Consider the following 20,378-nt stretch of genomic DNA (forward strand, 5'->3'; position numbering starts at 1 on the left):
AGGAAACTAATTTAATAAAAAAACTTACCGACTAAAAAATTTACTTCTTTCCGGAAAATATAGTTTTTCTAAGGACAAAATTATTGTAGCATAGAATCAAGACAAAAAACCTACTCTCTTTTCTACCTTTTTACTGTAACGTTTTTTTCCTATCCACAACCTTTTCCACAGCTTATCCACAGATTTTATTAATTATGAAATTTTCATATTTAAAATAGCTCTTTCATCTGCAAAATTTATAGAAACATTAAAGCTTTGACTTGTAGCATTTTTAGTTTTGATTTGGAACTGAAAAGTTATATTGTTATCGTCAACTTTTTTTATATTGCTTAATATTCCTACTTCAACTTTATTATTTTTTAGAAATGATAATTTTGATACAAAATTTTTAAGATCATTTGAATTACCTATACCGTATAAATAACTAAATCTTGACTTATTATCTCCTTTTGAAAGATATGCATTTAACTTATCTGCATCGTTATTAAAAGAACTTGTCTCAGAGTAAACCTTACCCATGTCATTTGCAGCATCCTTGAGTCTATCTTCTATTCTTCCCATATCATCTATATCTACAAGCTTTTCTGAATATAAATCTCCTGCATTGTCTACATAAAATTCTCCATTTTGAGTTCTGCGCTCTGGAGTTGAATTTATGGAGTTTTTATCATAATTATTATTGCCTTTATATTCATCTGCAAATTCCTTGAGCTTTTTTTCTCTTTTTTCATCTCCAACTACTTTTATTTCAAGTGCTTTATTTGCATTATCTTGCTTTTCCTGTTTTGCTGTTTTTATAGCTTTTTTTACGTTTAGCTTATCTTTATTGCTATATGCAAGCTTTGAAAACATAAGTATTCCAGTGATTATAAAAATCAAAGTTACTGCACTTATTACAACTATAAATTTAATCTTATTATTTTTATTAAACATGCAACTAAACCTCCTATCTTCTAAGAACATAAACTTGTCTTGTTCCAATCTTTTTTATCATTTCTTCGGCATATGAACCATATCCCATAAATAAATCAATATGCTTTTCATGTGTATGAAAAGCTCCACCAGTATCTCTAGCTGTATATATACCATTCATATCAAAATCTTTTCCATCTGCTGTTTTCTGGTGTCGTATTTCTTCTGGAAACTTTATATAAATTTTGCTTTCAGTAGGTATTACACTAGGATCTGTTGCAATAATTCTTCCTGAAAAATCTCTATACCCATTAACATTGGTTCCATCAGATGTTATTCCTGAAAGGCCCTCCATCGCATCCTTATGTCCTCCGTAAACTGTCATTCTAAATTGTTCAAATTTCATATTAGGATTACTGAACACCCAAAATTTATTTGCTTCTTTAGCAATATCCTCCATGGGAAACTTATTTATTCCTGTAACTGGATTAGGATCATTTATAAGTACTTGTCCATCTGTATCAACTCCTGTAAGAACTATAAAATGCCCACCTCCTGTAAAATGTCCTGCGTGCATACTTGCTACAACCGGATATCCATTCTTCAGTTGTTCATACACATAATCTTTTTCACCAAGTGGATCTAACTCACCACTACTTTTTAATCCAAAACGTCCTGCCGATTCTTGATCAAATAATGCCCATGCACAAGGCTTTGTATCATATCCACTCTTCTGAGCATATTTAGCGGCTTCTCCAGGATCTAAAATTCCATCTCCATTTAAATCCCATGAACCTAAATTCCCATCTAAACCTGAAACCACCATGGCAAAGCTTGTAGGACCACAGCCACTTGTATAAATATTTTTATCACCAAAAGGTATGTTACACCATCTAGGATCTGTTTGCCTAAATAATGGTATCATGCCAGAAAATCCTCCATCATCTGCTCCCATTATGTCGTCGACAATATCATCATTCACATCTGAATTCATCCAATCCCCATCTTGATTAGAATTATCGTAATCACTACCTGTACCTTTTATAACATAGTGAACTCCCATATTAAGATCGTCATCTGTTTTTTCATTAGGGAACTCACTCTTTATTATGCCCTTAAGTCTTTCAAAATGCTTTTTACTTTCATTTATATCTTTCATAATTGGAGTATCAACTTTTGTCGTTACTGTTGTAGTTTCTGTAATACTCTTAGTTTGCTGCACCGATGTTGACTTAATAGTTTGAGTTTGCTGACTTGTGGTATTTGTTGCGTTGATAGATTGAGTATTTGCATGCATTGTTGCTGTTATTGCTTGTGATGTTGCCGAGCCTGATGCTGGTGGATTTGTAGGCGCTACTTGAACTTCATAGGTTCTTGTTGATGTTGTACTTGAAGTAGTAGAATCTGTTTTATAAGTTATATCAACTTTTCCCCTAATAGTATCCGCCATAGTTAAAAGCTTTATTTTCTTCTTAGAAATTGAAGTTGTTGTTGTATTTTTACCTTCACTATCCTTTACATTAGTAGTTATTGTAGTAACTATATAATCATCTTTGTAAGTAAAATCTGGTTTTAAAAGGTCTGCATATTTAGATATAATATTTTCTGATTTCTCGACTTCAGTTAAACTTTTATCCTCTATCATCTTATTAATATCTTTCCCTGTTTCAAGCTCTGCTAATGAAATAAACCCTTCAACATTTCCTTCAGTAAGAGAAACTCTTTTGGCCATTCCATAATAATCATCCATAGAACCATTAGCATTTTTAACTTTAGTCTTTAAATAATCTGCTATAACTTTATTATCATATTTATTCATAGTATCAGAAAATGTATGCTCACCTGTGAATCCAACCTTTGCCGCTCCAATGCAAAATACAATTATAAAAGATGCAAAGCATATTAAAAGTCCCCAGGGTATCATAAACTTTATGAATAGAGCCTTTAATGCTTTTTTTCCTTTCTTCTTTGCCAGCCCTCCTATAAAAGATTTAACCTTTGAATTTCTATTATCCTCACCACTTTCTTCATTGAACATTTATTATCACTCCCTTTCAAAAAAAGAAAAGCTCCAGAAGTTTTGTATTCTGGAGTTTAAGCTTATTTGAAAGTTAAATTGTAATTGTTTCTGCCTCTTACCATCTCATCTTTGAATAAATATTTTCTTTAATAATCACAATTAAATTCTTCATCATCCCAGTGATTGAATCCATCCATTGAAGTATAGGGATTAGTTTGAGCTATAATTTGTGTCTTATCTTCATCATTAAGCTTATTAAATGGATGCGCAGCTGCTAAATCCATGGCTGCACCATCATTATTTCCCTTTGCTATATCACCAGCAAACTTTTGTTTATTGGAACCTACTTCCCTTACTCTGTTTACAGCTCCATTGACACCTCCTGCAATTTTATTATTAGCCCAGTTAGCAGCTTTGTTATTTGAATTTGAAAGCACTTTAAAACCTTTAAAATTAGATTGAAGGTAATTTACTTTGCTGTCTCCAAACAATGTAGTAAGAGCCTCCTGCTTCGTCATTTTACCCCCACTAAGCTGCTGCATTTGGTCCGCTGTTTTATTTATGGCTCTTGCAACAGCTCTTCTCTTCTGGATGCCCGCTGCTATGTTTCCTGCACCTTGAACAAAACCCTTCATAGTAGGATCATTCATTGTTGCTGCCTGCATTGCTCCTGTAACTATTCCAGAAGCACTTCTTCTGCTTGATTTGGCCATTTCTCTATTTAAATTATCTGCAAGCATTGAATTGTATAGCGCCTGCTCATTGCTTTTTTTCTTAAAATCTGCTGGTTTCGTGGATTTATTGCTAGAAGATTTACTTAAACCACCTTGACTAGGATTTATTCCTTCTCTACTTGAACCAGGTTTTTCACCATTTGTTACATCTGTACTGTCACTGCTGTCTGCTGGAATTATTGGCGGCAGATCATCATTTGGATTTCCTGTAGCCTCATTTGAATTTCCGCCGCCCAAATCCGGTGATACTCGTCCAGTACCATCTGGATTCAAACCGCTGTTATTTACCCCTAATTGAGTTTTCTTTGCTTTCCTAGTTATTGGCATTGCGGCTGCTCCATTAGTGTTAGGTGATTTAACATCTGGTGTTGAACCTGAACCAGAATTTCCACCTCCACCACCTAATCCTGAAGAAGTATTAACAGTTCCTCCTTCAGCTGCTGATGTTCCATTAACAGGTGAACTACTATTTTGTGTTTTAACATCTGGCGTATCTTTACTTGAAGGCATATTTGCTGATATACCTCCATTTCCTTGTGTTTTATTCTTCTTACTATTGTTATTTCCTAAAGTTTCTCCAAGAACTTTACCGCCTACACTTGAACCTTTAAATTCTTTATTATTAGTGGACATTCCAAAGGCTGCTGCCATACCTGCAAAAGTAGAACCTACTGTACCAAATACACCACCAGCAAGACTTGCTTCATCAACTCCAGCGAGTCTTGTAAAAAAGCCTTGAAGTGAATTTCTAAGCATATCTGCAATTTTTATTACCGCTGACATCCATACAAGTACTAAAATCCACTTATTCCAATTTGCAGTACCTAAAACCACCAGCATTACAGTAAAAGTAAATGCATAGCAAAACTGCATTGCTGCATTAGTTATCATCTCACCAAACCATATGCTGGCTGCATGTACTCTTTTATTTATTCCCCAAAGAGCTATAGCTATTGGCGTAAATGCATACATAACTGCAAGTACAACTTTTCTTGATATAAAAACTAAATTTATTTTTACCATAAGCCATGCATATAAAAGGTGAATTATCGCAGTAGTTATAACTGAATCCGTTACCAAATTTTTAAATGTACTAACAGCAAATCCACTTCCAGCTTGTGTTCCTGAATTACTAGCCCCCCAAATTGCTTTAGTAGCTGTTCCCAGTGAATCAGTAAAGGAATTAAAAAATGTAAATAATCCCTGAACTAAAAATGGCGCTGTACCAAGGAGGAATGCACATATAAACCATCTCATTAACTCTTCTTTTAGATCTATTTTTTTTGATGTTGAATCAGAATACAGAACCATTTCTACACCTGTTTTTGCTATCATTATCAAAAGTAATGGTGCAACTATTGTACATATACTAATATAAAGGTAATTTAAATTATGCCATTCATCATCTTCAAATGGAGGCATTGATTTACCACTGCTACTTGTATTAAATATAAGTTTATCTAATGACTCAAATCCCATTGTACCATCTGTAATAAAATCAAATATCTTATTTGGAACTTCATCAATAACACCAGCCACTGCTCTAGTAACAAAGGTGCCATTATTATTGCTACTTCCATCTTTACTACTATCCCCATTACTATTTTGGTCAAATTTAACTGTAGGATTGTTATTTATAACTTCAATTCCTGTTTGATTGGCAATATTGGCAATAAATCCACTTAACATAAGACTCACACCTATAATAAAACCACCAGCTATTATCTTTCCCAGTGAATCCATAGCCTTTTCTCTAGCATCCTTTTTATGTGCTGAAAGCAGAATTTTTATTCCAGCCATTATTATTGCAAAAGCTATAATAACACCACCAAAAGCACTTATATAGTCATATATTATTTTAGTGGGACCATTATTGTTATCTGAGATAAACTTCGGTGCTGTAGAGCTTGCTGCCAATGCAAGTGTTGTAATATGCGACATAAAATCCATATTGTAACCTCCCTTACGAAGTTTTTACAAAGTCCCATTCAAAATCAAAGGGCTTTACATGCATTAAAACAAGCTCCTGCTCTGAAAGGAGTATAGCTTGTCCTGATATAAAGGTTGTCATAAGCTGCTCACACCTTGAAGATAAACCTAAAAATTCTGCAACCTTTTTAGCTACTGCACCATCCTGCTTTAAAAGTATTTTTGTACCACATAGATTTATTATGGCTTCTGTTTGCTTGCTCCCTATAAAGTCCTGCATAAACTGTGTTGCAAGGGTTAAAGCTATTTTAAGCTTCCTTCCAAGTCTTGCTATAAGCTCAAGAAAATGAAGAGACCTTTCAAACTTCGCAAATAAGTGCCCTTCATCAACTATAACTTCCTTTTCAATATCCTTATACTTGTAGTTAGAAAAATTTGTCCATATCCACGACAGACTGTTTATCATGGCATAAAATTTAGTAAATTCATCTGTTAAATGCTTATAGCTAATAGCAATTATTCTACTGCTTAAATTTATTGATGACTTACAATCAAACATAGCCATTGGACCATCACCGGTTATCATCTTCATAACCTCAATAAGTTCCTTTACACCTTCCGATTGGAGTTTTTCATTTTTAGATATAAGTGCATTTCTTAAATCACTTAGAGTGGGTAAATCTTTTTTTACTTTTCCTGTATAAAACTGTCCGTTCTTTTCATAACCCTTCTCTTCATACAAAGTATCCGGCTCTTCAGTTATCTTCAATTTATCATAAAGCTCTGCCGTACATTCATCTACTGCTGTAATTTCTTCGCCCTGAAGTGGCATACCATTTCTAAATTTTTCAGAAAATATTGATATCATCTCTATTATTTCCGAACGCTTTCCATATATGTCTATTTTTCTTTTGCCATTCTCATCTTCCTCAACTTCGAGTTCAAATGGATTTATTCCAGATTTAACTCCTGGTTTAAGCTGAATATATTGACCACCTAGGTGCTCTATCCATGCACGGTATTCTTCTTGTGGATCAAGGATAATTGTCCATCTTCCTGCTGCTGCACATCTTCCTGCTTTTAGCTTTAAAAATACTGATTTACCAGCACCAGTTGTTCCAGAAACAAATGTATGAGGATTAGTAAGTGTAGGTGCTCCTATAAATTCATCATAGACAATTGGAGATTTCGTAAACAAATTTTCACCATAGAATATCCCATCTTTATGACAGAGTTCTGTATTTCCAACAGGAATAAGACTTGCTATAGATCCCGTTATCATATTTCTAAAGCCACCAGTATATTTAACATCTAAATATGGCATACCCGTTAAAAATCCTTTAAGTTGATCACCTATAAGGCATTTTGCAACAAGAGATTTTCTTGCACAAATCGTATCAAACATTTCCGATCTATCATCAAGATCTGCTGGATTTTTACCCCATAACAAAACTATTGGCTGAGCATAAAACATTCTTTCAGTATTTGTTTGTATCTTTGCCCTCATATCGTCCAAATCTTCTGCCGCAAGCTTCATGCCATAGTCTATAGAATAACCATGTTTCAATTGAAGATTAATATTACTCATATATTGACTAAATTTTGATGTAAGCCTTTTTATAACGCTGGAATCTGGTATATTTTCAACATAGGTTGTAATATCTATATTGCCTATTTGAAAAAGTTCATTAAGATAACCTACAGTCATATTTCTTGGAAAACCAATAATTGCATATACTCTGCAGTACTTTTCTGGCCCCATATACATATAGTCTTTTCCTTCAATTATTCCATCTGGTGATATTAAATCTAGTATATTTAATGTTCCTCTAGTAAAGAAGTTATTTTCTTCAGTTAATTCGGCATCCTTCTGAACATTACCTTGAGAATTTATATTATCATTCTTTTTATTTTTAATTTCTTGTTTATTAGAATTACTTCTATTCTTCATCAATTTCAACAACCTGTCCTACCCCCTCACTGTACAAATCGAATACTCCATCTTTTTCAAGCTTTTCTATCTTAATATTCTTTCCTCTGTTAAATAAATCTGTAAAAATTTGAGCTGTACTTTCAGAATTTAAAAGATTCACCTTCATTCTAGCTCTTGAAAGTCCACCAGCTATGTTATCAACTCTTGATTGAAGCTCATTAAGTACTTTCTTTTCATCCCTACCCGGAAGATAGGCTCCTACTGTACAAAAACTCTTTCTTACAAAAACACCTTTTTCATCTTCCATTTTTCTGTATGCAGTATAAAGCTGAGAACAGTAATTTTTAAGATTATCAGAAATTAAAGTATCACTGCTGTTCATCGTTCCCTCAACTTGCTCTGCTGGTTCTTTTATTTCCATCTTTTTTAAAGTTGTATGAAACATAACTGGAAAATTAAGCGATAGAGCACACATAATAAGACAGTTTTCAAAGGTTGTTTGCTCTTCATCTGTTAAAAGTTCAAAATCCGGAGACGATATGCCAAGATTAACTCTAACTGCCCCATTTCTCATGTATATCTTATTGTTCTTTATTTCCCTTATATTCATAAGTTTTTTTAAAGCATTTCTATCAAGCCTCTGTTCATAATCACTTTTTTCATGCTGCTCTCCATTGATGCTTTTTTTAGCTTTAGGTTTCTTACTCTTTCTCGTGTAAATAACTACAAAAAGCATAAAAACACCCGCAAGTACCGGAAATATTATTCCTATAAAAACCACCTTCACACCTTCCTTCTATTTTTCATATTTAAATATCTTATTTCTATGCTTAAATTTAAGCATCTTAATTAAATAACCATCAAAATTATAGGTATCATCTACCTTAAAAAAGGCACATAATGCCGAAAACACCACTACGACAATTGATATAACAAGCCTTATAGTAAGTCCTATATAATTAAAGGATATACTTGATGAACCCATGGTATTTTTATGAATAGTCATGTAGCTTCTATCGCCTAAAAATACAAGTGCAACTATAGTCCCAGCGCAAATAATCCAGCCGAGCTGTCTTAAAGACATATATCCACCAATGATTTTATCTTCACCATTTATGTTAAAAGGCACTTGAAAATACCTCATAAAATTCATTCCTTTCTAAAAAAGAGCAGTTGCCTGCTCTTATGTTTACTTTGTGCCCCATCCCCAGAATAGACCAGCAAATACTGCAAAACCTCCAAGTAAAAGCGCTGCAATAATTACAGTTAACACTGAATCCATAGCTTCTGATCTTGCTTCCTGCTTTTTACTTGCCATAAGCATTTTAATACCTATAACAACTACTGCTATACCTACAAGTGCTCCACCAAAAGCTGTTGCCATGCCTTGATTAGCTGTAAATATTCTAGATGCAACAGTACTTGCATCTTGAGAAGTAATAGAAGTTGCTCCACCTGTTGCTGGTGAATCTGCTGCAAAAACTCTCATAGAGCTTGTCATTATAACTGCTCCTGCTGAAACTGCAATTGTACTTGCCTTTAACCACATTTTCTTGGCATTTCCATTAAACTTCTTAAATTTTTCTTTAATCATCTAAATCACCTTTCCTTCCTACTTAACCACATTTGTAAGGCTCTTTAAAAGTCCTATAAATACCGGCATAAAGTAATAAAATACTAATGCTAATGTTATGACTCCAAAGTCTGCCGCTGCCATTTTTTTTATGGTCTTGCTGTGTAGCAGTGCTCCACCTATAAGAAAAATAAATGCAGCTGCATATCCTAAAAGTGCTATTGGATATATAATTGGAGTTAAAAAATTATAAAGCATCATAACGACAGTAACTAATTTACTGCTTGCCACTTCTGGCGATACAGGTTGTACATTCACAAAATCACCTGCTTTCATATTTTCCAATTAATTCTTCACCTCTTTCCTTCATAAAAACATTAGTATCACCTCCTTCCTACAAAAAAATAGGAATAAAGAATTTTATTAATTCCTTATTCCTATTGAAGTTTTCATACTTTATTTTTTTCGTATGTCTTTGTCTTATATATTTTAAAAGAGTGAATTCCCATGCTTTGCGGTAAATCAAAGGGTCTAGCACCGCAGGATTTATCAAATTCAAGCTTTTGCTTTTTACTGTTAAATCTATAATGCTTTAAGTTAATTTCTACAATTCCAGCATCTGATATTTTACGTGTTCTAGACATTGATATTGCATTTTGAATCTGCAGCAGCTTTAAATTACTCATAATCATATCTTCTCTCAGTACATTTCTTTTTTCAGATTTGATTTTTTTTGAAAGTTCTCTATTTCTTTTTAAACTTTCTTTTTTCCTTTTATCTTTTTCAAATTTATATCTATTATCTTTTTTTATTACATAAGTAACAGCAGAATTGCTTAATGTAACTTCTTTAGCAATCTCGCAAACCTTTTTATGCTGCTCATAGTATAGTTTTATAATTTTTTCTGATTTCTTCAAAACCTCCAAGGATTTCTTTTCTCTTCTTTCAGCGGCTTCCTTCAAATATCTAGGATCACTTTTTATATATTTATATATATTTTGCTTTGAGCTTTTCATTAAGATAGCAATTTCTTGTATTTTTTTACCTTCATTAAAATACATTTTTATAATATTATATTTATCCAAACTTAACACCTCCGAAAAGATTACCGATTAAATTTTTTATTTCCGAATTCAATTTATAATTTCTTTAAGTTCAGTATTATTGTATAATATTTGAAAGGTATATATCTTATCAATGTTATGCCATTTTTTCTATTCACTATATGCCTAAGTTTTTGTTTTCTATGCCTTAACCTTAAGTGAATACTTATCATTTTATGAATGTATTGTAAATTTGCATGGTTTTATTTGATTTTTTATAAGTTTTTATGTAAAATCTAATAGAATGGTATTCAACTTTATTTTTGGTTCCCCAGTGGAACCTTTTTTTATTTAAAGTATAGACTTTAAATAAAAAAAGGGAAGCTTAAATAAAACTTCCCTTTAATTGAATTACAAAATATCACTATTCTCTTCCATATCCTCAAGTCTACCTAGTAAGTAATAAAAAGCCTCTTTAGTTGTAGAAAATATCTTAGTATCCTCTCGAAACCATAAAATTTTACCACTTTTAGCTATTAAGCCCGTATAAACCTTATAGTCTTTATAAATTATTGAATAATTTTTACTTTGAATGCAGATAAAATTTTTATTCATAAAAACTTTTATTTCAGCTTCTACATTAATTTGTCTTCTCATTTCTTTGTCAATTTCATTATTAATTTCTCTTGATTTTACCATCACTTCGTAACTTTCAACTCCATACTTTTTTATAAGCTCATAAAGCTCATTTCTCAATTTTTCTAAATTACTCTCATCAGAAGCTCCTTTCCATTTCTCTTTAAATTTTTTAATTTTTCTTTCCATGTTTTTTAACCTCTTTTCTTAATTTTTTGTACAAAAAAACTGCATATAGTCATGTCAACATATATACAGTTCGTTAGCTTAAATAGCCAAAATAAATTAGTTGCAAAGCAAAATAAATTTCTCTACATTAATATTTATATGTAAATTAAATTAAATATCTTAAAATTTAAATAAAAAATGCAGTAGATTTTACTCCACTGCACTTTTATTACCATACTGCAATTTGACCATCGGTCCTTTTTTCTGTACCACCGCATAGTATATTATTTTCAGCTTTCAATATTATTTGTCCTCTACCAAAAGCTCCTTTCTCAATTTCAATTTTTATATCATGATTTTTACGCATAAGACCAAAATCTAAATTTTTAGGACATTCGTGCTCTAACAACACCTTTCTATCCGAAATCCACTGCCACCTTGGTGCATCAAGTGCCTCTTGAGGATTCATATGAAAATCAATCATATTCATTACAACTTGTACATGCCCCTGTGGCTGCATAAACCCTCCCATAACTCCAAAAGGTCCTATTGCACTGCCATCTTGTGTTATAAAACCAGGAATGATAGTATTATATGGTCTTTTTCCACCTGCTGCACAATTAGGATGTCTTGGGTCAAGCGAAAAGCATTTTCCTCTGTTAGCTAAAGCTACACCCGTTTTAGGTACAACCAGTCCCGAGCCAAATCCCATATAGTTACTCTGTATATATGAAACCATATTTCCTTCCATATCAGCAGTACATAAGTATACTGTGCCTCCTTTCAAATTTCTCATACCCTTAATTTTATCAGGAACAATAGCACTGTCCTGTATTAATTTTCTCCTTTCTTCTCCATAGTTGTCAGATAATAAATTGCTTATGTTATAATTGCTTGCGTCCGATATAATTTTTCGAGCATCACCAAAAGCTATCTTTATTGCCTCTATTTGCTTATGATATGTATCTACAGTTTCTCTTTCAGTAAATTCATAACCATTTAATATATTTAATGCCATTAATGCTACTATGCCTTGTCCATTGGGGGGAAGCTCCCATATGTCATATCCTTTATAATTTATACTAACAGGTTTAACGAATTCAGGTTTAAAATTTTCTAAATCATTTTTTTTAATATATCCACCATATTGTTTTGAAAATTTATCTAGTCTTTCAGCAATTTCTCCACAATAAAACTCTTTTCCATAAGTTTCTCCAATACTTTTTAAAGTTTTAGCATGATCCTTAAGCTTAACAATTTCTCCAGCTTGAGGTGCCTTTCCGTCCTTTGTAAAGGTATTAAACCAGTATTCAAACTCACTACCGATGCATTTGGAAAAACGCTTTACACTTTTATCCCAGTATTCTGCTGTTCCCGGAGCTAATGGATATCCATTTTCAGCATAATCAATAGCTGGCTCCAAAACTTCTTGAAGTGCTAATTTTCCGAATTTTTTAGACAATTCACACCAAGCAGCTGGAATTCCTGGAACAGTTACAGGAATCCAACCGTCCCTTGGAATTTCATTATATCCTTTATTAATTATCTCATTTAAAGAAAGGCTCTTTGGCGCTGGTCCACTGGAATTTAAACCGTACATCTTATCTTTAATCCATATTATAGCAAAGGCATCACCGCCAAGTCCATTAGCTGTTGGTTCTAGTACAGTAAGACAAGCTGCTGTAGCTATAGCTGCATCCACTGCATTTCCTCCTTTTTTTAATATTTCTAAACCTGCCTGTGCTGCAAGTGGTTGTCCAGTAGCAACCATACCTTTTGTACCATATATTACATTTCTATTTGAGCTATATCTATAACTCAATGGATCATAAATCATTTTTATCTCCCCTCCCAATATATCTAATATTCTGTGTTTTTTAATTTTATCACCTTTATTTTAAATCTAATCCTAGCTCTTGAGGCTACTATAATCTCCAGTATTTCCCACCTAATATCTTCATATGCCATTAGCTCTTAACTAACTCACTTTCCATATATACTTTATTAAATTATATACTTCATAAATTTTATATTCCATATAAAGTTACAAAAAACTTATAATTCACTATAAATAAAAAATGGTAGGATAAACCCACCATTTTTTACTTACTATCTTAATCAAGCACAAAACATTATATATTATTCATTGCTTGTCTAATACCTTGCGATATTGTTTTAGCCATATAGTATACACTACATAAATCCACCTTTTCCATTTGAGATAAATACTCATAGTCTAGCTTATTTACAATACCTCTTATGCTTAAATTACCTACCTTAAATGAACGTAAAAGTTCACAGCTTAAAGCTTCATTTTTAACTATTATACTGCCTATATCATCATAATCCCCTAAATCTGAGCTTACAGCAATTATAAAAGGCTCCTTATGCTTTAATCTTATTTTAAATAAACTTTTTATTATGTTTTCCTCATTTATTGTTGTATCTAAGCTGCCATACACATTTAATACTCCCTTATCCTTAAGCATTGAACCTACAATAGAACCTAAGGAAGCTCCATTTGAATTGTTAGTCCCTATGCAAAGCACTACTATATCATAATTATTTGTTTTATATCTTCTAATAAAATTCTCTATTTTTTTCACTGCATTTCCTTCATAATAATATACATTTAAATAATTTTTGTTAACCATAAATTTCATCCTTTCTTTTTATAAAGTACAACTACACCATCATATATAGTTATACAATTTTTTTGGACAATGCTGATTTTATAGCTCTAGCTATTATATTTGACATATTATAAATCACAGCCAAATTAGCACTTTCCATTCTCCTTTGAAAGTTGTAATACCAACCATACTCCACTATAGCTGTTATGCCAATATCTCCAACAGGTATAGCATTTTTTGTATCCCAAGATCTAGCTGTTATAGCTTCATCCTCTATAGTTATGCTTTTTAAAAATTGAGGTTTCCCTATTAAATAAGAAGTTCCTAAATTTACTGCAGCATCTACAGCAATGATATATGGTTTGGAATAATTGTCCTTTATCTCCTCAACCACTCTAACTAAATTTGTTGCATCGACAGGCCTTTGCAGTGTACCATATACATTTTCAACATTATTTTCTGTTAAAAATGTTCCAGTAATTGGCCCAACAGCATCTCCAATAATACGGCTTGTTCCAATGCATAGAATTATAATTTCATCTTTGTCTTTAGTTTTTTCGCAAATACAATTTGATATTGCCCTTTCTGCTTCATAACTATAATACTTAGCGTTAAAGTCTACCTTTTCAATTACCATTTTTAAATATTCCTCCTTTAATTTTTATAATTTTTTTGTAAAATAAAAGCTATATACAAAAAAATTGTATATAGCTCATAGACAAATACTTGAAAGCAAAATTTACTTTACTTAATATCTTAAGTTTAAATAAAATTCTGCTGTTACAATTATTCGTCTTTAGTCGGATTAAAAATCCAATTAATTTATTCACTAAAAAGTAATTATTAAACGTGTCTACTATTTCTTATATGTTAATTTTCTTAATTATCTTATATTTTTATATATTTTAATCCAGGTTTTAAATTCACTTGGATTTTTTTCGTTCAAAAGGAAGACTCTTGCGCCTCTTTCATAATTATTTTTGCTATAAGCATCATATCCTGTGCACCTACCATAACCTAAAATTATTCCATTTAACTTACTTATATAATCATTATTATGATCATGCCCTACAAAAACACCTTTAACGTCATTCATTTTTACTAATGCATGAAACATTCCTGTGTTTGCTGATTGTACGCATTCATTTTCATTACACTCTCCTATAATATTTAATGTTTTTGAAACATTCTTATATTCTTGAAGCGGAATATGAAAAAACATAATTGAAGGTAATTTATGATATAATATTTTAAGTTTTAAAGCTGTTTTTAAATACCAACTAACTTGTTCTTGTTTTATATACCCATATCCTCCTAAGTTGTAACTTCCTGAATCAATCATATATAGGTTAAATGCTGCGCCAATTCCATTAGATTTTTTTATTAATATATTATAATCTCCAACTTTACCAACATTATATTTATAATTTGAATATAGTCTCATCATCTCTGCTCTCTCAATACCATCATGCTCTGTATCGTGATTTCCAAGTGTAACGGCCCAATGTATTTTTCTACTCTCTATAGGCTTAGATATATCAGAAATACACTTAACGGCTTGACTAGAATTACAATACCGTCCATCAACATTATCTCCAGTAAGTATAACTAAATCAGGTTTTTCACTATCTAAAATACTGTTCATAAGTTCTATAGTTTTTGAATCGGACTTTGGACTCAAATGTAAATCTGTAAATTGAATAATTTTAAAAGTGCCATCAGGTCTAAACTTTAAAACTGATTTTTTAGGATAATTACTATATCCAACTAAGCTTAATATCATTACTATACATAAAGTTATACTAATAGCTTTCTTAAAAAAATTCTTTATCATATTTCTCATCTCCATAATAAGAAAGAAAAAAGTTTTTTAATCATTTTGTTTTCATTAAATAAAATGTTTATAATAACCAGAACTAATTGGATTAGAAATTGTAGATAATAATTTAAATATTAAACACTTATCTCTCATTTTTATCACCCTACTTTATTTTTCCCCAAAAGTTTTTTTATATTATTTTTTTAGTTTACATTTTTTGAATTTACATAATATTAGTTATGTAAATTCATGTAGCCTTTTATGCTCTTAAAATTGCTTTTTATCTTGTAAATTAAAAAACAAGAATGAACTTTTTTAAGCTCATTCTTGTTTTTTAATTTTATTAAACTTTACTTTGATTTGCGACTCCCTCAATCTTCAGCTTTACTTCTTCTAAGTTTCCTAAATAATAATGCCTAATTGGATTTAAATTATCATCCAGCTCATATACCAATGGAACACCTGTTGGTATATTTAATGCTGTTACCTCTTCATTTGAAAGATTATCTAGATATTTAACAAGTGCTCTTAAACTATTACCATGCGCTGCAATTATAACCCTCTTATCTAATTTGATTACAGGAGCAATTACATCCTTCCAATAAGGAATTACTCTTTGTATTGTAGTATTTAAATTTTCAGTTAGTGGTATTTCATCTTCTTTTAACTCTTTATATTTTAAATCTAGGCCAGGATATCTTTTATCATCTTTGCTTAGAGATGGTGGAAACACATTAGAATCTCTTCTCCATTTATAAACCTGATCTTCTCCATACTTTTTAGCTGTTTCTAGTTTATTTAACCCTTGAAGTGCCCCGTAATGTCTTTCATTAAGTCTCCATGTTCTTTGTACAGGAATCCAAAGCAAATCCATATTCTCAAGTACATACCATAAAGTTTTTATTGATCTTTTAAGGACTGAAGTAAATCCAATATCAAAACTATATCCTTCTGATTTTAATATTTCTCCAGCTTTTTTAGCTTCTTCCACACCTTTTGCTGAAAGATCTACATCTGCCCAACCTGTAAATCTATTTTCTTTATTCCATTCACTTTCACCATGTCTCAATAAAACTACTTTCTTCATTAAATCCGCCTCCTTATCATAAGATAATCATTATCAATATTCTTCCTAAGTTAAGCTTATCGCATATACTTGAAATTTTCAATAGTATTTATAAAAAAATATCTATAGATAAACCGCTTCAACTATCGAAATTCATGATGGTTTATCTTTAAATGCTTTCATTTATAAAAAATTAGGTTTCACTCCTAATTGAGCAAAACCTAATAACGCCAATACCTATGTCATTAAATATCTGATAAATAATTTTTTCAAAACAATGCTTTGTGATATATTAAATTAAATAACTATATATTTTTAATGTGTAGCTTTTTTAATGCAAGATATTTTAGCTCAGATATTTTTTTAGACGGTATATTAATTTCTTTTGATATACTTTTTATTGGTATATTGTATACAATGGATTTTATTAAAATGTGCTTTTCTAAATCTGATAATTTACTTTCTATTTTTTTTTGTAAAAATTCAAGATATAGTTTGTTATCAACTCTTATATAATTTATATCCTCATATATCAAATTTTCTAAAAACTCAGTTTTCTCATTTTTAAATACCTCTGAATTTAAAGATACTACATTGTTTAAATTAACCAACCTTAGCATAGTATTATATTTACTTGGATGCATTTTCATTTTACAGCATATATCTTCCTCCGCATATCCAATAACCCTTAATTTTTCTCTTTTTCTTTTAAAAGTAACAATTCTTGATACTACATGCTCAGGAATTTTTATAAGTGTATACTTATTTTTTATCTGAGAAATTAAAGTATACTTTATTGTATTATAAACATGTGTTGAAAATCTTACCTTTTTATTATTGTCATAACTATTTATTGCTTTCATTATACCTATTATTCCATCTTGCTTTAGATCTTCTCTAGGTAAATTCTTATTATTTTTGCAAAAATAGTTCAATATTTTATCTAAGTATCTAGAACTATACTCAATAACAAATTTTTTAGCTTCATCATCACCACATTTAGCTTTATAAACTATGTCTTCAATATTTTCATTCATTTTTTTCTCCTTTTAATTCAAATACAATACAGAATCTAGATAGTTTAGAATTTTCTTTCTAATTCTATAGTAACTTCTTTCTTTTATATACATTTGATTTTCTATTTGTGTAACACTTAGTTTACGCTTGTATTTTAATTCCAAATATTTTTTCTCTTCAAAAGTAAGACTATTTATAATTTCTTCTAAATGTTTATTTTTAAATCTCAGTTCTGATATTATTTGCTTTATATCATCTATTTCATTACTAAAATCATGCTTTATCCTATATTTGTTGTCATTATAATATTTTATCTTGCTTTCATATGCTTCAATATTTTGTATATCGTTGTAGTATGTAATTACTACACTTTCTATTTTTTTATCATGTATTCTTGAACTCATAAAAAACAACTCCTTTTATTTTATGTGTCACTTAATATAAACATTATACAATATATATTTTATGTTATGCAACTATTTTTCCAATAAAATTACATGTTATTGATATTTTATGATACAATTATTTTATAATCATATTAAGGGAGATGAGCATTATAGAAAATAAATTATTAAAAATTCCTTCTGAAACATTTGGGGATTACATAAAAAGAATGCGTGAATTAAGAGGCTATTCCCAAAGAAAGTTATCCACTATTACATCACTGAGTAATACAACCATATCTAGAATAGAAAAAGGTGGAGATCAAGGAATTGAAAACCCAGACATATACACAGTAGTTAAATTGGCTGAAGGTTTAAAAATTGATAAAGAACAAATGCTCATAGCTGCGGGATACTTAGATAAAAAAGAAAACGAAGAAGCTAATAATATAAAACAAATTATTATAGATGCTCTTCAAAAACTTGGTTGGGCAAATTCAATACAAGATATAAATACTGAAACTATTGATTTTGTTGAATTTACATTAAAAAAATATGGTATAAAGAATAAACAAATACCTTAAGCCTTGAAAATCAATTAATATTAACAATTAATATTAGTTGATTTTCAATATGAAATTAGCTTATTTGTCTCATAAGATTAGCATTAATTTTTCTATCCTCTGATTTTATACTTTTTATTTTAACTACAAACCTTTCTCCTATAGAAGGTGAAAAATTAGACCAATTTGGAAATGGACATAAACAATTCATCCCTTCTCTTATTGTAAGAAATATTCCGTATGGCTGTATCCCTGTAACCTTGGCCACATACTCCCCACCTTTTTTAATAGAATTTATCAAGTTATCATAAGGATCATCTTTAGCCTCCTTAAGTGAAACACTTATTATATTATTTTGAATATCAATTTTTTTTATTACGCCTGGAACCTTGTCCCCAACTTTTACGTGTTTATTAATATCGTCAATATAACCATAATCTATTTCAGATATTGGAACACTACATTCTATCCCATAACAATCAACAATACAATTTTTCCTACCAACAGATGTAATTCTAACAAGAACTTTATCTCCAATGTCATGTTTTTTTAATTCTATGCTTTTCCTAAGTTCCATAGCCTCACTTCTTGATGCTGTTGCAACTTTATTTATCTCATCAATTTCCTTTATTAAATAATCGACTTCGGCACCAAGCATGCTCCTAATTACTTTTTTATCTTGCCTTGTTATATTCATATCTTTGATTGGTATAAATATTTTAAATTCATTAAAGAAAATAACACCACAATCCATAAGCTCACTATTATCGACTTTAAAACTTTCTACAGCAGCCAAAACTCCTGTAAGTATTTTTTTACTTTGTTTAGATGCCGTAATTTCATATAAAGTCTTATCTAGAATTCTATAAGCCATGTCTATCACCTTCTCCTTGTTATTTATAAATTCATTTTTTAATTATGCTTTATATTCAACATAATCATACAATATTTATAACTTTTAAAGCTTACCTACTTTTTTTCATTTTTATGCCTAAAAATTGCATAATCAGATATCGATTTTCTATATATGCAATCCATTTACCCTAAAAAAAGACATTAGTCTATATTCTCTCTCGTTTTCTAAATCTAATAATTTAATTACCGAGTTTCTAATATTAGGGTCTATTTTTATAATATTAAGGTATTGTTCTTCTTCTTTTTCGTTGTATTCACAGTCTATATTTTTTTTAATTAACCATAATAATTTCTCAATACAAATAACTAATTTTCTGTACTGAGAAAATGTTGGTGCATATTCCAATCTATTTTCAATAAGTTTAATTAGTTTAAAAATTATATTTTCATTTACATACTTTTGATTAATTACATTGGTCTCAATATTTCTGATTAACTTCACTATTTCACCATTGGTCAGACTTCCTATTTGCTTATCAAAATCATCATCAACATTCAAATCAATCTCATTTACATTAAATTTCATAATCATTTTCCCCCTTTAAATTGACAAGTATATACTTTTTCTATGTATAATATTAGTATATCACCTATGATTTCACTTATAGAGAAACAATAACCTATTTTCCCCTATATTTTTTAATTATGTATCGATGTGTGTCAAAAATAATTTTTACCTCAATACAATTTTATTAGTTTAATATATTAAATTATAGTTTTAATTAAATTACATATTGAAAGGAGTACTATGACCCCAAACATAGGATTAAACATAAGGAAAATGCGAAAGCTAAAACAAATTTCTCAAAAAGAATTGGCTTTTAGAATAAAAAAAAGTAATGGATATTTATCGGATATTGAAAATGGAAATAAACTACCATCAATTAATGTATTATATAGCATTGCATATCATTTAGGCATTTGTCCAAGTAGCTTGTTAGGGTGCAAAAATAAAACATGTGACCACTGCAAAAAATCGTCAAATAAAATCAGCTACAAAATTTAATTTCTTATTTTGAAATAAATAATAAGTG

General features: G+C 30.2%; 21 protein-coding genes. 2 read left to right on the top strand and 19 right to left on the bottom strand.

Going from position 1 to position 20,378, the window contains the following annotated elements:
* Positions 1-192 precede the first annotated feature (192 nt).
* From ACJDT4_RS13915 to ACJDT4_RS13995, 17 genes are all read right to left on the bottom strand, one after another.
* On the bottom strand, positions 193-933 hold the full coding sequence (locus tag ACJDT4_RS13915) for a hypothetical protein (protein ID WP_406788175.1): 741 nt from the start codon (positions 931-933) through the stop codon (positions 193-195).
* A 13-nt stretch (positions 934-946) separates the two neighbouring features.
* Positions 947-2,950: a C39 family peptidase gene (locus ACJDT4_RS13920; RefSeq protein WP_406788176.1), complete on the bottom strand. Its 2,004-nt coding sequence runs from the start codon at positions 2,948-2,950 to the stop codon at positions 947-949.
* A gap of 128 nt (positions 2,951-3,078) precedes the next feature.
* Entirely contained in the window at positions 3,079-5,616 is a 2,538-nt protein-coding gene (locus tag ACJDT4_RS13925) for a hypothetical protein (RefSeq protein WP_406788177.1), read from the bottom strand.
* 13 nt (positions 5,617-5,629) lie between these two features.
* On the bottom strand, positions 5,630-7,558 hold the full coding sequence (locus tag ACJDT4_RS13930) for a VirB4 family type IV secretion system protein (protein ID WP_406788178.1): 1,929 nt from the start codon (positions 7,556-7,558) through the stop codon (positions 5,630-5,632).
* A complete protein-coding gene (locus ACJDT4_RS13935; RefSeq protein WP_406788179.1) occupies positions 7,536-8,315 on the bottom strand; it encodes a hypothetical protein in 780 nt (259 codons plus the stop codon). Before ACJDT4_RS13935 ends, ACJDT4_RS13930 begins: the two co-directional genes overlap by 23 nt.
* Before the next feature lie 9 nt (positions 8,316-8,324).
* Positions 8,325-8,672 (bottom strand): PrgI family protein, encoded by a 348-nt coding sequence (locus tag ACJDT4_RS13940; protein ID WP_406788180.1) that lies wholly within the window; start codon positions 8,670-8,672, stop codon positions 8,325-8,327.
* 45 nt (positions 8,673-8,717) lie between these two features.
* Positions 8,718-9,122, bottom strand: coding sequence for a hypothetical protein (locus tag ACJDT4_RS13945; protein ID WP_406788181.1), 405 nt, complete (start codon positions 9,120-9,122; stop codon positions 8,718-8,720).
* Between the two features lie 18 nt (positions 9,123-9,140).
* A complete protein-coding gene (locus tag ACJDT4_RS13950; protein ID WP_406788182.1) occupies positions 9,141-9,446 on the bottom strand; it encodes a hypothetical protein in 306 nt (101 codons plus the stop codon).
* A gap of 104 nt (positions 9,447-9,550) precedes the next feature.
* Positions 9,551-10,186 carry a helix-turn-helix domain-containing protein gene (locus ACJDT4_RS13955; RefSeq protein WP_406788183.1) on the bottom strand — a complete coding sequence of 212 codons (636 nt, stop codon included), beginning with the start codon at positions 10,184-10,186 and terminating at the stop codon, positions 9,551-9,553.
* A 369-nt stretch (positions 10,187-10,555) separates the two neighbouring features.
* A complete protein-coding gene (locus ACJDT4_RS13960) occupies positions 10,556-10,969 on the bottom strand; it encodes a Spo0E family sporulation regulatory protein-aspartic acid phosphatase (RefSeq protein WP_406788184.1) in 414 nt (137 codons plus the stop codon).
* A 208-nt stretch (positions 10,970-11,177) separates the two neighbouring features.
* Positions 11,178-12,785 (bottom strand): gamma-glutamyltransferase family protein, encoded by a 1,608-nt coding sequence (locus ACJDT4_RS13965; protein ID WP_406788185.1) that lies wholly within the window; start codon positions 12,783-12,785, stop codon positions 11,178-11,180.
* 295 nt (positions 12,786-13,080) lie between these two features.
* A complete protein-coding gene (gene yyaC / locus ACJDT4_RS13970; protein ID WP_406788186.1) occupies positions 13,081-13,602 on the bottom strand; it encodes a spore protease YyaC in 522 nt (173 codons plus the stop codon).
* A gap of 49 nt (positions 13,603-13,651) precedes the next feature.
* A complete protein-coding gene (gene yyaC / locus ACJDT4_RS13975) occupies positions 13,652-14,218 on the bottom strand; it encodes a spore protease YyaC (protein WP_406788187.1) in 567 nt (188 codons plus the stop codon).
* Between the two features lie 246 nt (positions 14,219-14,464).
* Entirely contained in the window at positions 14,465-15,415 is a 951-nt protein-coding gene (locus tag ACJDT4_RS13980) for a metallophosphoesterase family protein (protein ID WP_406788188.1), read from the bottom strand.
* Between the two features lie 328 nt (positions 15,416-15,743).
* Positions 15,744-16,487, bottom strand: coding sequence for a 2,3-diphosphoglycerate-dependent phosphoglycerate mutase (gene gpmA, locus ACJDT4_RS13985; RefSeq protein ID WP_406788189.1), 744 nt, complete (start codon positions 16,485-16,487; stop codon positions 15,744-15,746).
* A gap of 284 nt (positions 16,488-16,771) precedes the next feature.
* Entirely contained in the window at positions 16,772-17,503 is a 732-nt protein-coding gene (locus tag ACJDT4_RS13990; protein ID WP_406788190.1) for a sigma-70 family RNA polymerase sigma factor, read from the bottom strand.
* A gap of 12 nt (positions 17,504-17,515) precedes the next feature.
* Entirely contained in the window at positions 17,516-17,887 is a 372-nt protein-coding gene (locus ACJDT4_RS13995; RefSeq protein WP_406788191.1) for a sigma-70 family RNA polymerase sigma factor, read from the bottom strand.
* A gap of 143 nt (positions 17,888-18,030) precedes the next feature.
* On the opposite strand from ACJDT4_RS13995, the gene ACJDT4_RS14000 reads away from it, so the two are divergent.
* On the top strand, positions 18,031-18,450 hold the full coding sequence (locus tag ACJDT4_RS14000; RefSeq protein WP_406788192.1) for a helix-turn-helix domain-containing protein: 420 nt from the start codon (positions 18,031-18,033) through the stop codon (positions 18,448-18,450).
* A gap of 55 nt (positions 18,451-18,505) precedes the next feature.
* On the opposite strand, the gene ACJDT4_RS14005 is transcribed toward ACJDT4_RS14000, so the two are convergent.
* Complete coding sequence (locus ACJDT4_RS14005) at positions 18,506-19,303, bottom strand: S1 RNA-binding domain-containing protein (RefSeq protein ID WP_406788193.1); 798 nt, start codon at positions 19,301-19,303, stop codon at positions 18,506-18,508.
* 147 nt (positions 19,304-19,450) lie between these two features.
* Entirely contained in the window at positions 19,451-19,870 is a 420-nt protein-coding gene (locus ACJDT4_RS14010) for a hypothetical protein (protein ID WP_406788194.1), read from the bottom strand.
* A gap of 222 nt (positions 19,871-20,092) precedes the next feature.
* On the opposite strand from ACJDT4_RS14010, the gene ACJDT4_RS14015 reads away from it, so the two are divergent.
* Entirely contained in the window at positions 20,093-20,350 is a 258-nt protein-coding gene (locus tag ACJDT4_RS14015; RefSeq protein WP_406788195.1) for a helix-turn-helix domain-containing protein, read from the top strand.
* Positions 20,351-20,378: the final 28 nt, after the last annotated feature.

It is taken from the genome of Clostridium neuense (assembly GCF_045310695.1).
GTDB lineage: Bacteria > Bacillota > Clostridia > Clostridiales > Clostridiaceae > Clostridium_S > Clostridium_S neuense.